At 70.1% G+C, this 13,811-nt stretch carries 13 protein-coding genes and 1 tRNA gene; 12 read left to right on the top strand and 2 right to left on the bottom strand.

Going from position 1 to position 13,811, the window contains the following annotated elements; translation table 11 throughout:
• Nucleotides 1-166: 166 nt before the first annotated feature.
• From rpoD to AB0B96_RS13000, 3 genes are all read left to right on the top strand, one after another.
• Entirely contained in the window at nt 167-1,303 is a 1,137-nt protein-coding gene (gene rpoD, locus AB0B96_RS13010; protein WP_362898350.1) for an RNA polymerase sigma factor RpoD, read from the top strand.
• 403 nt (nt 1,304-1,706) lie between these two features.
• Nucleotides 1,707-3,008 carry a hypothetical protein gene (locus tag AB0B96_RS13005; protein ID WP_362898348.1) on the top strand — a complete coding sequence of 434 codons (1,302 nt, stop codon included), beginning with the start codon at nt 1,707-1,709 and terminating at the stop codon, nt 3,006-3,008.
• Nucleotides 3,005-3,466: a hypothetical protein gene (locus tag AB0B96_RS13000; RefSeq protein ID WP_350944471.1), complete on the top strand. Its 462-nt coding sequence runs from the start codon at nt 3,005-3,007 to the stop codon at nt 3,464-3,466. Before AB0B96_RS13005 ends, AB0B96_RS13000 begins: the two co-directional genes overlap by 4 nt.
• Before the next feature lie 218 nt (nt 3,467-3,684).
• On the opposite strand, the gene AB0B96_RS12995 is transcribed toward AB0B96_RS13000, so the two are convergent.
• Nucleotides 3,685-3,996 carry a YtxH domain-containing protein gene (locus AB0B96_RS12995; protein WP_362898346.1) on the bottom strand — a complete coding sequence of 104 codons (312 nt, stop codon included), beginning with the start codon at nt 3,994-3,996 and terminating at the stop codon, nt 3,685-3,687.
• A 170-nt stretch (nt 3,997-4,166) separates the two neighbouring features.
• Here AB0B96_RS12995 and AB0B96_RS12990 point away from each other — a divergent pair.
• The 7 genes from AB0B96_RS12990 (at nt 4,167) to AB0B96_RS12960 (ending at nt 11,014) form a co-directional block, all read left to right on the top strand.
• Nucleotides 4,167-4,242 (top strand) — tRNA-Asn (locus AB0B96_RS12990).
• 344 nt (nt 4,243-4,586) lie between these two features.
• Entirely contained in the window at nt 4,587-5,759 is a 1,173-nt protein-coding gene (locus AB0B96_RS12985; protein WP_362898344.1) for a nitric oxide synthase oxygenase, read from the top strand.
• A gap of 235 nt (nt 5,760-5,994) precedes the next feature.
• Nucleotides 5,995-7,170, top strand: coding sequence for an agmatinase family protein (locus AB0B96_RS12980; protein ID WP_362898342.1), 1,176 nt, complete (start codon nt 5,995-5,997; stop codon nt 7,168-7,170).
• Entirely contained in the window at nt 7,170-8,273 is a 1,104-nt protein-coding gene (locus AB0B96_RS12975) for an ABC transporter substrate-binding protein (protein ID WP_362898340.1), read from the top strand. Before AB0B96_RS12980 ends, AB0B96_RS12975 begins: the two co-directional genes overlap by 1 nt.
• An 84-nt stretch (nt 8,274-8,357) precedes the next feature.
• The gene (locus AB0B96_RS12970; RefSeq protein WP_362898338.1) at nt 8,358-9,350 is read left to right on the top strand and encodes an ABC transporter permease; all 993 of its coding nucleotides are present in this window, start codon (nt 8,358-8,360) and stop codon (nt 9,348-9,350) included.
• A 61-nt stretch (nt 9,351-9,411) separates the two neighbouring features.
• Nucleotides 9,412-10,179 carry an ABC transporter ATP-binding protein gene (locus tag AB0B96_RS12965; RefSeq protein ID WP_362898336.1) on the top strand — a complete coding sequence of 256 codons (768 nt, stop codon included), beginning with the start codon at nt 9,412-9,414 and terminating at the stop codon, nt 10,177-10,179.
• A 61-nt stretch (nt 10,180-10,240) separates the two neighbouring features.
• Complete coding sequence (locus tag AB0B96_RS12960; RefSeq protein ID WP_362898334.1) at nt 10,241-11,014, top strand: enoyl-CoA hydratase-related protein; 774 nt, start codon at nt 10,241-10,243, stop codon at nt 11,012-11,014.
• Between the two features lie 157 nt (nt 11,015-11,171).
• Here the strand turns inward: AB0B96_RS12960 and AB0B96_RS12955 are convergent, their stop codons facing one another.
• On the bottom strand, nt 11,172-11,909 hold the full coding sequence (locus AB0B96_RS12955; RefSeq protein ID WP_362898332.1) for a TetR/AcrR family transcriptional regulator: 738 nt from the start codon (nt 11,907-11,909) through the stop codon (nt 11,172-11,174).
• 100 nt (nt 11,910-12,009) lie between these two features.
• Between AB0B96_RS12955 and AB0B96_RS12950 the strand changes: the two genes are divergently transcribed.
• Nucleotides 12,010-12,972, top strand: coding sequence for an ATP-binding cassette domain-containing protein (locus tag AB0B96_RS12950; protein WP_362898330.1), 963 nt, complete (start codon nt 12,010-12,012; stop codon nt 12,970-12,972).
• 77 nt (nt 12,973-13,049) lie between these two features.
• On the top strand, nt 13,050-13,799 hold the full coding sequence (locus tag AB0B96_RS12945) for an ABC transporter permease (RefSeq protein WP_362898328.1): 750 nt from the start codon (nt 13,050-13,052) through the stop codon (nt 13,797-13,799).
• The last annotated feature ends 12 nt before the right edge of the window (nt 13,800-13,811 follow it).

The following is a 13,811-nucleotide window of genomic DNA, read 5'->3' as shown; positions in this document are numbered from 1 at the left end:
CGGCCGGGAGCCGACGGCATAAATGGCATTAATATCCGCGCACTGATTACACCAAACCCGAATAAGGTCTCGATCCGATAATGATCGTCGCCTTACCTTCGGTGACAAAAATAGGTCTGCCATTTAGGGGACCCAATACAGCAGACTGTCTCCCGTGGGTGCATCGGTGCTGCCAAGTGGGCCGCCATCGGTAGACCAGGTGGCCGACCTCGTCACGAAGGGAAGAGAGCGCGGAAGCGTCACGGTCGATGACGTGGCCGCCGCTCTCGACAAGTCCGAGCTGCCGTCCGACGCGCTCGAACGCGTCGTCCGGATGCTCGCCGAGAACGGAGTGGAGGTTCTTGAGCCCCAGGGCGATGAGGAGCCCGCCCGGGCCGATGAGGAGGATGTCGGAAAAAGGGCCCCGACCAGCGATCTTGTCCGCATATACCTGCGGGAGATCGGTCGCGTCCCCCTGCTCACGGCAGAGGAGGAGGTGGAACTCGCCAAGTCCATCGAGGCGGGCCTGTTCGCCGAGGACAAGCTGACCAGCGTCGTCTCACGCATGGTCTTCCCGGAGTTCAAGGAGCTCGCCTGGCAGGGCACGCGGGCCAAGCAGCGGCTGATCGAGGCCAATCTGCGGCTGGTCGTGTCAATCGCCAAAAGATATGTGGGACGCGGGATGCTGTTCCTGGATCTCATCCAGGAGGGCAACCTCGGGCTCATCCGGGCGGTCGAGAAATTCGACTACACCAAGGGCTACAAGTTCTCCACATACGCCACCTGGTGGATTCGCCAGGCGATCACCAGGGCCATCGCGGACCAGGCGCGCACCATTCGAATTCCGGTGCATATGGTCGAGACGATCAACAAGCTGGTACGGGTCCAGCGCCAGCTCCACCAGGATCTCGGCCGCGAGCCCGCGCCCGAGGAGATCGCCCTGGAGATGGACCTGCCGATCGACCGGGTGATCGAGATCCAGCGGATCGCCCAGGAGCCGGTCTCGCTCCAGTCGCCGATCGGCGAGGAGGACTCCGACCTCGGAGACTTCATCGAGGACGCCGACGCGGTCGTGCCGATGGAGGCCGCGGCCTTCATCATGCTGCAGGACCAGCTCGACGACATCCTCGCGACCCTCTCCGATCGCGAGCAGCGCATCATCCAGCTGCGCTTCGGGCTCGCGGACGGACATCCCCGCACGTTGGAGGAGGTCGGCAGGGAGTTCGGCGTGACGCGCGAGCGCATCCGGCAGATCGAGTCGAAGACCCTCGCCAAGCTCAGGCACCCGACGAGGGCGCAGATGCTTCGCGACTACCTCGACTGAGGAGCCACACGGCGCGGGCCCCGGGAACCTCCGTTCCCGGGGCCCGCGCCGTTCGGCCGACCTCACCACCGCGGCCGTCAGGGCGCCCTCTCTCCGGGCCGGTGCCGCTCTCGCCGATCACCTGGAGCTCGTTTTCCCGGGCAGAACCTTTCCGGTGGTCCGGTACCGGTCACCTGGAGTCCTCGCCCTCCCGAGGGAATCTTTCCGGTGGTCCGGCGCGGATCACCCGGTCTCCCCGCTTCCCCGGTTCGTGCCGGTGCGGTGGTCCGGCGCCGATCACCAGGGATTCCTGTCGTGGTGATCACTCCAAAAGCCCCGGTTTTCCGGGGCGTACGGCGTTCCTGTTCGGCGCATTCGGGGGGCCGGGCTGTTCTCCTGGGCGATACAGGCGCAGACTGGGCGGATGGAGTCGCGAGCGGCGGTCGACGACGCCGCGCTCGGGCGCGAGGCGTGGTCCGTGCTCGACGCGAACTGGACGGGGTCCGCGACCGTCCCCGCGCCCGGCCTCTACCCCCACCAGTGGAACTGGGACTCCACCTTCGTCGCGATCGGCCTGGCCCGCTGGGACACCCGCAGAGCGGGGACCGAGCTGATCAGCCTGCTGGCCGGGCAGTGGGCGACCGGAATGGTGCCGCACATCGTCTTCCATCCCGTCCACGCGGACGGATACTTCCCCGGCCCCTCGGTCTGGCGATCCCGGGAGCACCCGGCCTCCCCCCGCACCGTGTGCACCTCGGGGCTGACGCAGCCACCGCTGCACGCGCTCGCCCTGTGGTGGATATGGCGGCACGCGGCCGACCGCGACACGGCCGTGGCCCTGGTGCGGCGGCTCTATCCGATGCTGGTCGCCCAGCACGACTACCTCGCCACCCGCAGGGACCTCGGCGGGGGAGGGCTCGCCGCGATCGTGCACCCGTGGGAGTCGGGGATGGACGACAGCCCCGCCTGGGACGCGCCCCTGGAGGGGCTCCCCCCGGTCCGTCCCGCCTACCGGCGGCGCGAGGAACTCCCCGAGTGGCGTACCGACAGCCGCCACGACCGCTACATGGCGCTCGCCCTGGGCTGCCGGGACTCCGGCTACGACCCAGCCTATCTGCGGGACGAGCACCCGTTCGCGGTCGAGGACCCGATGTTCAACGGGATCTGGCTCGCCTCCTGCCAGGCCCTCACCGAGCTGGCCCCGGTGGCGGGCGCGGACGCGGGCCCGCACCGGGAGGCGGTGGAGCGGATCCGCGCGGCGCTGCTGGAACGCCTCTGGGACGGCGGGGTCTTCCGTGCCCGCGACCTGCGCGGCGACCGGCTCAGTCCCGTGTGCACGGTCGGCTGCTTCGGGCCGATGCTCGACGAGGGGATGCCCGGTGAACGGGTCGCGGATCTGGTGAGTGTGCTGGAGTCGGCCCGTTTCATGGGGGCCGCCGGATATCCGGTGCCGAGCTGCGAGATCCGCGCACCGCAGTTCGACCGGTCCTGCTACTGGCGCGGGCCGTCCTGGGTGAACACCAACTGGCTGCTGCGCCGGGCGGCGGCCGTGCACGGCCTGGAAGGGCTGGTGCGGGTGCTCGGCTCGGGCACCCTGCGCCTCGTACGGCAGGCGGGTTTTCGCGAGTGCTTCGACCCCTTCGACGGCAGCGGGCGCGGCAGCCGGGACTTCTCCTGGTCGGCGGCGCTCACCCTCGACCTGCTGGCGGATACCGTGGAACGGTGAAGCTCTTCAATCGCATGCCCCCCGAGGTCCGCGCGGCCGCCGTCCCCGGCGACCGGGTGCTCGCCTACGCGGAGGGCCCCGACGGCTACGTGATCGCCGCGGACAAGGCCCTCTACCTGGGCGGCGAGCGCGTGCCCTGGTTCCAGGTGGATCGCGGGGTGTGGGACGAGGAGGGGCTGACGGTCACCACCACCGACGGGCGCTCGCACCGGGCGCTGCTGCCCGAGCCGGGCCGGATCCCCGAGGCCGTGCGGGAGCGGGTGATCGCCTCGATCGTGGTCAACCACTACGTTCCGCTGGACGCGCGCGGGGGAGTGCGACTGGTGGCGAGGAAGGCCGACGCCGACCGGCTGATCTGGGAGTTCGTCTTCGACGCCGGCCTCGACCCGGACGATCCGGGCCTGCGTGCCCTCGCGGAGCAGGCGCTTGAGGAGACACGCCGAAGTTTCGGCGTCTGAGATTTCTGGACCGGGCGCGTCGGTGAGGCCGCTCGCTCCCCCGGACGTCGGACTCTCCATAGGAGTCCGGGTGCATGGGCGAAAGCCCCTCCCGAAGACTTACGAGTCAAAAAGCGCGTGAGATCGGTCCCCGGACACGCGAAAGGCCCCCGTAGGGGCCCTTCGCACCGGCGGGCCGTGCTCGGCCCGTGGCTGCCGACGGAGCGGCGGCAGGAAGATCAGTAGGGTGCGTTGGTCTTCTGGTTCTCCGGCCAGCCGGTGCCCGTGTCGTCGTGCTGGTCGCTGTGCCAGCCGTTGGTCGAGCGCAGGAACGGCAGCCGGTTCTTGGCCACGTCGCTCACCTTGGTCCTCGCCACATCCGTCGCCTGGGAGACCTTGGCGCCCATCAGGCCGGCCGTCTCCTGCACGGCGGGGTTGTCGGAGACGCGCTGGGCCAGCCGCTTGATCTGCTCGTAACGTTCCCGGCCGGCGCGGCTCCCCAGGATGTAGCCGACCGCGAATCCCACTCCGAGCATCAGTCGATAACGCATGTCCACCTCCACAAACATGTTCCGCGGACCCTGTCCTGTGATCACTCGCGGATCGCCTCGTCTCGCCCCTACCCCGGAGTATCGATGCGACACACACCCACGGAGTGCGCTAATCTATTCCTGCGCCGCAAGGAACGGGGGGCACCCGGTCCGACCAGCGCGAAGCGCAATCCCGTGTAGCTCAATCGGCAGAGCAGCCGGCTGTTAACCGGCAGGTTATAGGTTCGAGTCCTATCGCGGGAGCCAGTTGAAAGGCCCCGGAAGCCCAGCTTCCGGGGCCTTTGCCGTCTTCTGTCCTGATTCAGTCAGCCTCCCGCGTTCCAGTTCGCCGGACAAACCACTGTGAATCCCAGAAAATAGGGAACGCCACGCCCGGCGCCGCCATGATCTTGGCGGGCGGACCGGTGCGCGGCTGCCGCGGACAACAGCGATCGCAGCGGGGAAGGGCCGCCGCGTCGAGGGCACCGCGCCGCCCGGAACGGTCGCCGTGCCCGTGAGCCACAATGGGTGGTTTTTCTGTGCTGACCTGGCGAAGGTCCCGGCGGAGCACGCCGGATTCGATGCGCGACGTCCCCGGTGTACTCGGGCCCGTGGGCATTCCCGACGGTGTCCCTGACGGTGTTTCCAGGGGCGTTCCCGAGGTGCCCCCGGTCGACGTGGCGGCGGCCGAGGATTACCTCAGGCTTTTCCACGCCGAGAACCCCGGGGCGGGAACCCTGCGGGAACGCCTGCGTGAGGTCCGGCAGGAGATCGCCGGGACCGGAACGTACACGCACACTCCCGGCGAGCTGATCTTCGGTGCCAGGGTGGCCTGGCGCAACAGCGGCAGGTGCATCGGGCGCCTGTACTGGCGCTCGCTGCGGGTGCGCGACCGGCGACACGTCACCACGGCCGAGGGGGTCGCCGTCGAGTGCGTGAACCACCTGCGGGACGCGGCGCCGAACCGCAGGATCCGCCCGACGATCACGGTGTTCCCTCCCGATCGGCCGGGGGCTCCGGGGCCGAGGATCTGGAACGAGCAGCTCATCCGCTACGCCGGATACGCGACGAAGGACGGTTCGGTCGTCGGCGATCCCCGCTACACCGATTTCACCGCGATGCTGCGCGAGCTGGGCTGGGCAGGGGGGCCGGGAAGTCCCTTCGACGTCCTCCCGCTGGCGATCTCGATGGGGGACGGGCCTCCGCTGCTGTCCACGATCCCCGGCGACGCCGTGCTGGAGGTCGCGCTCTCACACCCCGCCTATCCGTGGTTCGAGCAGCTGGGACTGCGCTGGCATGCGGTTCCGGTCATCTCGAACATGTGCCTGGAGATCGGCGGGATCTGTTACCGGGCGGCCCCGTTCAACGGCTGGTACATGGGGACCGAGATCGGCGCCCGCAACCTGGCCGACGCCGACCGCTACGACCTGATGCCGGTCATCGCCCGGCGGATGGGCCTGGACACCGAGAGCGACCGCTCACTCTGGCGGGACTACGCGCTGGTGGAGCTGAACGTGGCGGTCCTGCACTCCTTCGAGCGGGCCGGGGTGACGATGACCGACCACCACACCGAGTCCAGACATTTCCTGATGCATCTGGAACGCGAGGAGAAGGAAGGACGGGTCTGCCCAGCCGACTGGTCCTGGATCGTGCCCCCCATCTCGGCCTCGGCCACCCCGGTCTTCCACCGCTACTACGAGGACCGGCAGCTGTCACCGAACTTCGTCCACCATCCGGACTCCCTGGAGCGTGCACTCGGTCACCGGACTGCAACGGGGGGTTAATCCGGGGGAAACGTACCGGCGATGCACTTGCAGTGACCCACCTCATGGTGGGGCGCACCTAGGGTTCCGCCGCAGCCGACGCCGGATGTCACGACCGTGAGGTCGTACGGCGTCGGCGCGGGACTGGTCCGAGAGGTGCAGGCGGCCGCGTGGCCGTTCCACGGCGGGACAAAAGCCCGGGAGGCCGGCCGACCCCGGCTGCCCTCCGGCCGGGTTCCGAGCTGATCGGAGCTCCATGCACTGGCACCCGTCCGCTTCCGACCCCGCCCGCCAGGGCCCCTCGTCCGCGGCACCCTCGGCGCCCGACAGGTACGGCCCCGAGGCCCGCTTCGCCGTCGACCGCGAGGCCGAACTGCCCACCACCAACTGGGAACGCGAGGTCGCCTGGGCCCTGGAGGTGGGCCTGCAGGGCGCCGACTCCATCGTCGACCGGCGCATCCCGACCTTCTCCCGAGGAGAACTCCCGCACTTCGCCGGGATCAACACCTTCCTCAAGGCCCCGTACGTCGAGGACGTGCGGCGCTGCGGGGAGTACGACGTGGCGATCCTGGGGGCGCCGTTCGACGGCGGCACCACCTACCGCTCGGGCACCCGCTTCGGACCGCAGGGCATCAGGAAGATCTCCGCCCTGTACGGCCCCTACAGCTTCGAGCTGGGAGTGGACCTGCGCGAGTCGATCACGATGGCCGATCTCGGGGACGTGTTCACCATCCCCGGCAACATCGAGAAGACCTTCGACCAGATCTCCAAGGCCGTCTCGCACGTCTACTCCAGCGGGGCCTTTCCCGTCGTCCTGGGCGGCGACCACTCCATCGGGTACCCGACCGTGCGCGGCGTGGCCGAGCACCTCTCGGGAAACCTCGGGATCATCCACTTCGACCGGCACGTGGACACCCAGGAGACCGACCTCGACGAGCGCATGCACACCACGCCGTGGTTCCACGCGACCGACATCCCCAACGTGCCGCCGCAGAACCTGGTGCAGATCGGCATCGGCGGCTGGCAGGCGCCCCGGCCGGGGGTGAAGGTCGGCCGCGAGCGCGGCACCACGATCATGACGGTCACCGACTGCGTGGACATGGGCATCGAGGCGGCGGCCGAGCGCGCGCTGGAGGTCGCCTGGAAGGACGCCGAGGCCGTGTGGCTCTCCTTCGACGTCGACTGCCTGGACGCCGCGTTCGTCCCCGGCACCGGCTGGCCGGAACCCGGCGGCTTCCTGCCGCGCGAGGTCCTGAAATTCATCCAGATCATCGCCGACGCGGCGCCGCTCGCCGGGATCGAGGTCGTGGAGTGCTCGCCGCCCTACGACAACGCGGAGATCACCTCGTTGATCGCCACCCGCGTCATCTGCGACACCCTCGGCTGCCTGGTCCGTTCCGGGCACCTGCCCACGAGGAAGGGAGCCTCCTGATGCTCCGCCGCCCGCCTCTCACCCTCCGCCGGTCTGTTTCGTCCAGGCCGCCCGGCCGGACCGGGTCGCTCGGGTCGTTTCGTTCGTCCCGCGCTCCGTTCTCGCTCCGCCTGCTCGTCTCGCTCTTCCTCCTCGCCGCCTGCGCGGCGTGCGCCTCCACCCCGGGCGGAGCCGCCGAGCCCGCCGCCTCCGGCGGCGAGAAGACCCTCACACTGGGCTTCTCCGCCTGGCCCGGCTGGTTCCCCTGGCAGGTCGCCCAGGAGAAGGGACTGTTCGCCAAGAACAACCTCGACGTCGAACTGAAGTACTTCGACAGCTACACCGACAGCCTGACGGCGCTCGCCACCGGCAACGTCGACGCCAACAGCCAGACGCTCAACGACACCATCGCCTCGGTGTCCGGCGGGGCGAAGCAGACGATCGTGCTGGTCAACGACAACTCCACCGGCAACGACCAGATCATCGCCAGGTCCGGCATCTCGGCGGTGGCCGACCTGAAGGGCAAGACCGTCGCGGCCGAGCAGGGAACGGTCGACCACTACCTGCTGCTGCTCGCGCTGCGGAAGGCAGGGCTCACCGAGAAGGACGTCACCTTCAAGCCGCTGCCGACCGATGCCGCCGCCGCGGCCTTCAAGGCCGGCCAGGTGGACGCGGTCGGGGTCTTCGCCCCTTTCACCACCACCGCGCTGGAACTGCCGGGTTCCACGGCCATCGCCACCTCCAAGGACTTCCCCGGCGCCATCCCCGACCACCTGGTGGTGGCCGCCTCGCTCGTCGCCGAACGGCCGCAGGAGGTGCAGGCACTGGTGAAGACCTGGTTCGAGACCCTGGAGTGGATCGCCGCCAACCGGGCCGACGCCACCGCGATCATGGCCAAGCGGGCGGGGGTGAGCGAGGCCGACTACACGAGCTACGACGCGGGGACCACGATCTTCTCCCTGGGGGACAACCTCGCCGCCTTCGAGCCCGGCGACACCGGTGACCACCTCGACAACCAGGCGTCCCTGATCGCGAAGTTCCTCGTCGACTCGGGCCTGGCCGACACCGAGCCGTCGCTGGACGGTCTGTTCGAGCCGAAATTCGTCAGAAGTCTCAAGCCGTGAGAGCCGTGAGAGCCGTGCGGGCTGTCAGAGCGGTGAGAGCGGTGGAAGCCAGCAGAGCGGGAGCACCGACATGGAGACGCCGACATGGAGACAACGCCGGGTGACGACCGGCTGTGGCCGGGGCGGGTCCAGTTCGCCCTGCTCGCCACCCGGAAGGTCGAGGCCCTCATGAGCGCGCGGACCGTGGAGCCCGCCGCACCTCCCGACGAGGGACGGCGGGACTGGGAGCCGCTGCCCCGGCGCTCGGACCGTCCCGGACGGCTGAGAAGACGCACCCCCGGCTCCGGCACGTTCCTCGGGAAGGACCGATCCGGAGCGGGAGGTCCGTCCGTCCGGGCCCGCTGGGGCCTGCGGGCGGCCTCCGTGCTCGTCCCGCTCGCCCTCTGGGCGGCCGTCAGTACGGCAGGGCTCGTCGATCCCACCTTCCTGCCCTCCCCGCTGGCCGTCCTGGAGGCGTTCGCGGAGATGCTGGGCAGCGGGCAGCTGCTCGACGACACCCTCGCCAGTCTCGGCAGGGTCGGGGCCGGCTTCGGGCTGGCGGTGCTGATCTCGGTGCCGCTGGGCGTCGCGATGGGCACCTCGGCCGTGGCGCTGGCCCTGCTGGAACCGGCCGTCGGCCTGCTCCGCTACATGCCGGCCGCCGCTTTCATCCCCCTGCTCATCATCTGGCTCGGCCTCGGCGAACCCTCCAAGATCGCGATTCTCGTGCTGGGCGTGGTGTTCTTCAACACGCTGATGGTCGCCGACGCCGTACGGCGGGTGCCCGGTGAGCTGGGCCAGGCCGCGGCCACCCTCGGCGCCAGGCGCGGCGAGATCCTCAGGAAGGTGACCTGGCCGTACGCGCTCCCGGCGGTCGTGGACGCGGCGCGGATCAACGCCGCCGCCGCGTGGAACTTCGTGGTGGTGGCCGAGCTCATCGCCGCCGAGTCGGGGCTCGGCTACCGGATCGTCCGGGCGCAGCGGTTCCTGCAGACCGACAAGATCTTCGCGGTGCTCGTCGTGATCGGGGTCGTCGGCCTGCTGATCGACGTCGCGCTGCGCCTGCTGCGCGATCGCCTCGGGAGGTGGGTGGCGTGAGGTGCGTGCCGATCGGTGTCATGCCACGGGTTCCGGGTGACCGCTTCGGGAGGTGGACGGCATGACCCTTGTACTGCGCGGCGTGGCCAAGGACTACGGCGCCACGCGCGTCCTGGACGGCATCGACCTGTCGATGGAGCCAGGCGAGTTCGTGTGCGTGGTCGGGGCGAGCGGCTCGGGCAAGTCGACGCTGCTTTCTCTGATCGCCGGGCTCACCCCGGCGAGCGCGGGATCCATCTCGCTCGCCGGGGCGCCCGTCACCGGTCCCGGTCCCGAGCGCGGGCTGGTCTTCCAGTCGGGCGCGCTGTTCCCCTTCCTCACCGTCGCGGAGAACGTGGCCTTCGGGTTGCGACTGCTGCCGATCTCCAGGGCGGACCGGGAGCGGCGGGTCCGCTGGTACCTCGGCGAGGTGGGACTGTCGTCCCTGGCGGGCGCGCTGCCCCGGCAGCTGTCCGGCGGGCAGCGTCAGCGGGTGGCGATCGCGAGGGCGCTCGCGTGCGAGCCGGCCGTGCTGCTGCTCGACGAGCCGTTCGGGGCGCTGGACGTACAGACCAAGGAGGACATGCAACTCTTCCTGCGCCAGGTGTGGCGCGACACGGGCACGACCGTGCTGATGGTCACCCACGACGTGGAGGAGGCCGTCCTGCTCGCCCAGCGGGTGCTCGTCTTCGCCTGCGGTCCCGGCAGGGTCGCCGCCGAGGTGCCGATCGACCTGCCCGCCTACCGGGCGCTCACCGTCAAGCGCACCTCCTCCTTCCTCGGCCTGCGCGCCACGGTCGAGGATCTGGTCCGCTCGCACATGCTGACGCCGGAGAGGGAGAAGGTATAGAACGATATTCTGTGGCTCTCCGGGCGGGGAGCCCTCGGCGGACTGTCGAAGGGGATGCGCAATGGCCGATCCGGTGTTGTCGTCGATCGAGCGGGGCGTGCTGACGCTGACCCTCAACCGCCCGGACCGGCTCAACGCCTGGACCGACGAGATGGGCCGTCGCTACTTCGACGAGCTGGCCGAGGCCGAGAAGAACCCCGAGGTCCGGGTGATCGTGGTGACCGGCGCGGGGCGGGGATTCTGCGCCGGTGCGGACTTCCAGACGCTCACCGCCCTCCAGGACGGCTCCTACGCGGGGCGACCCGACCCGCGTCCCACCACCTTCCCGACCACGATCCGCAAACCGGTGATCGCCGCCGTCAACGGCGCCTGCGCCGGGCTCGGCATGGTCCACGCCCTGCTCTGCGACCTGGTCTTCACGGCCGCCGAGGCGAAGTGGACCACTGCCTTCGCCCGGCGCGGCCTCATCGCCGAGTACGGCATGTCGTGGATCCTGCCCCGCCTGGCCGGTCAGGCGAGGGCGATGGACCTGCTGCTTTCTGGCCGCACCTTCACTGGCGCCGAGGCGTACGAGCTGGGCCTGGCCGGCCGGTCGGTGCCGGGGGAGAGGCTGATGGAGGAGACGCTGGCCTACGCCCGCGAGCTCGCGACGCACAGCTCCCCGGCCTCGATGGCGGTGATCAAGCGTCAGGTCTGGGGTGACTGGCAGCAGAGCCTGGAGGCGTCGGAGTCGGCCGCGAAGCGCCTGATGGCCGACTCCTTCGCCCGGCCGGACTTCGTCGAGGGCGTCGCGAGCTTCGTCGAGCGCCGCGCCCCTGACTTCCCGCCGCTGTAGCCCGGCAGCCTCGTGGGCTCCGATGGCGTGTCCGGCGGCATTCGGCTCACCGGGCAGGAACGCCACCGGGTTTCCGGCGCGCACGGGGGCGTGACGTGGGCGGCCTCGGAGGGCGCGGGGTTCGGTCACGGCGTGGGCGGTGTGCGGTCGCCGACGATCAGGTGGGTGGCTTTTCGGTGACGAGCACCGCGAGGCCGTCGAGGATGCGTTCCATGCCGAAGGCGAACTCGTCGTCCTCGCCGCCCGGCTTGTCGAAGACCCGGGCTTCGAGAAGCTCGTGGATCTCGGGGAAGCGCTGGGCGTCGGTGAGCCTGGCGAGTGACCTGCCGTAGCCGGACAACGCCTCCTCGTCGGTGACCTGGGAGGTGCGGTGGGCGTCCTGGAGGTCGGCGAGGAGCGCCACCTCGGTCCTGACGAAGCCGTTGACCAGCAGCAGCGCCGCGAGCTTCGTGTCCGCGTCCAGTCCGGTGCCGCGCAGGCAGCGCAGTCCGGTCTCCAGCCAGGCGACGTGGTTGGGCATGATGCCCGGTCCGGTGATGGGGATGCGCAGCGACCAGGGGTGTCGCTGCAGGGCGACGCGCATGGCGGCGCCCCATCGGTGGACGCCCTGACGCCAGTCGTCGCCCTGCTCGGGGAGCGGGGGAGGCGGGCCGAGCACCGCGTCCGTGATGAGCATGAGCAGGTCGCCCTTGGACGAGACGTAGCGGTAGAGCGCCATCGTGGAGACGTCCAGCTCGGCGGCGATCTTGCTCATCGAGACCGCGGCGAGCCCTTCCGCGGAGCCCACCCGCAGGGCGGCCTCCACGATGTGCTCCAGGCTCAGGCTGCGTTTGGGGCCCTTGCCGGGCCGCTCGCGCAGGCCCCAGGCGATCTCCACGCTCTCCGGCACTTCCATCGCGCTCCCGGGCTTGACCGTCCTTTTCTGTGAGTGTATACCTTACGCAATATCGTGTATGTCATAAACAGTAGAGCGTACGCCATACACAGGAGGGGTAGTGGATACAGCGATAGAGGCGGTCGGCCTCACCAAGTCCTACGGCAGGGTCGCCGTCCTGAAGGGCGTCGACCTGCGCGTCGCCAGGGGGAGCGTGTACGCGCTGCTCGGCTCCAACGGGGCGGGCAAGACGACGACCGTACGCACCCTGGCGACGCTGGTCGGGCCGGACGGGGGACGGGCCACGGTCGCCGGGTTCGACATCGTCCGCGACCGCCGCCGGGTGCGCCGCGCCATCAGCCTGACCGGCCAGCACGCGGCGGTCGACGAGTTGCTGACCGGCGAGGAGAACCTCCGGATGATGAGCCGCCTGTCCGGCCTGTCACGCGCGGGGGCCCGCCGCAGGGCGGCCGAGCTCCTGGAGCGGTTCGACCTGGTAGAGGCGGGAAAGCGGCGGGTCGGCACGTACTCGGGTGGTATGTGGCGACGCCTGGACCTGGCTGCCGGGCTCGTCGGCGCACCATCGGTGATCTTTCTCGACGAGCCGACGACCGGGCTCGACGTGCGGAGCAGGCAGGCGATGTGGGAGGTGATCACCCGCCTCGCCGACTCGGGGACGACGGTCTTCCTCACCACCCAGTACCTGGAGGAGGCCGACAGCCTCGCCGGCAGGATCGCGCTGCTCGACGGCGGACGGGTGGTGGCGGAGGGCACCGCCGACGAGCTCAAGGCGAGGGTCGCCGCCTGGCGGCTGAACCTCGTACTGGCCGACGCCGGCTCGTTCGCCGAGGTGACGCGCCTGCTCGGTGCGCGTGCCGTGCACGCCGATCCCGCCAGGCTCACCGTCGAGGCGGCCACCGACGGGAGCGCCGCGCAGATCCGCGCCCTGCTGGACGAGGTGGATCCCGGGCGTTCCGCGGTCGAGAGGTTCACCGTGCGAGGCGCCACGCTCGACGACGCGTTCCTCGCCCTGACGGACAACCTGACGGACAATCCGACGGACAAGGAGCGGGCCGGTGTCTGACCTCACGGTGATGGACGTCTCGACAAGCGAGGAGCGGCGAGTGTCCGGTCCCGTGGTCGAGTGCGGGGGGCGGGCCGGTGTCTGAGCTCGTCGCCTGGCCGGTCATGACCGACCGCGCCGTCCGCCTGTCGCTGCGCAACCTCGACGCGCTGATCACCTCGTTCCTGTTGCCCGTCATGATCATGCTGATGTTCGTCTACCTGTTCGGCGGCGCGATCCAGACCGGCACCGACTACGTCACCTACGCCGTCCCCGGCGTCCTCGTCATGTGCGCCTCCTACGGCGCCTCCCTGACCGCGGTCGCCGTCAGCCAGGACATGAGCCGGGGGATCGTCGACAGGTTCAGGTCGATGGACATCGGGGGGGCGGCGTTCCTGGGCGGGCACGTGGCCGCCAGCACCGTGCGCAACCTCACCTCGCTCGTCATCGTGTTCGTCGTCGCCTTCCTGCTCGGTTTCCGGGCGGACGCGGACCTGGCGGGCTGGGCCGCGGCGGCGGGCATCCTGGTGGTGTTCGTCCTGGCCGTCTCCGCGGTCTCCGCCGTGGTCGGCCTGCTGGCCAGGACGCCGGAGGCCGCGGGCGGCTTCACCTTCGCGGTGATGTTCCTGCCCTACCCGAGCAGCGCCTTCGTCCCGGTCCACACCATGCCCGCGTGGCTGCACGGGTTCGCGGAGAACCAGCCGGCCACGCCGATCATCGAGTCCGTGCGCGGCCTGCTGCTCGACACGCCCGTGGGGAGCGACCCGTGGAAGGCGCTGGCCTGGTGCGGCGGTTTCCTGCTGGTCTCGGCGCTGCTGTCCGGCAGGTTGTTCCGTAACCGCGCCTGAGGTGGCCGGAGG

The sequence above is a fragment of the Streptosporangium sp. NPDC049046 genome (assembly GCF_040649155.1).
Classification (GTDB): domain Bacteria; phylum Actinomycetota; class Actinomycetes; order Streptosporangiales; family Streptosporangiaceae; genus Streptosporangium.
Note: the sequence above shows the minus strand (reverse complement) of the source record. Positions and strands in the feature narration are given on the sequence as shown.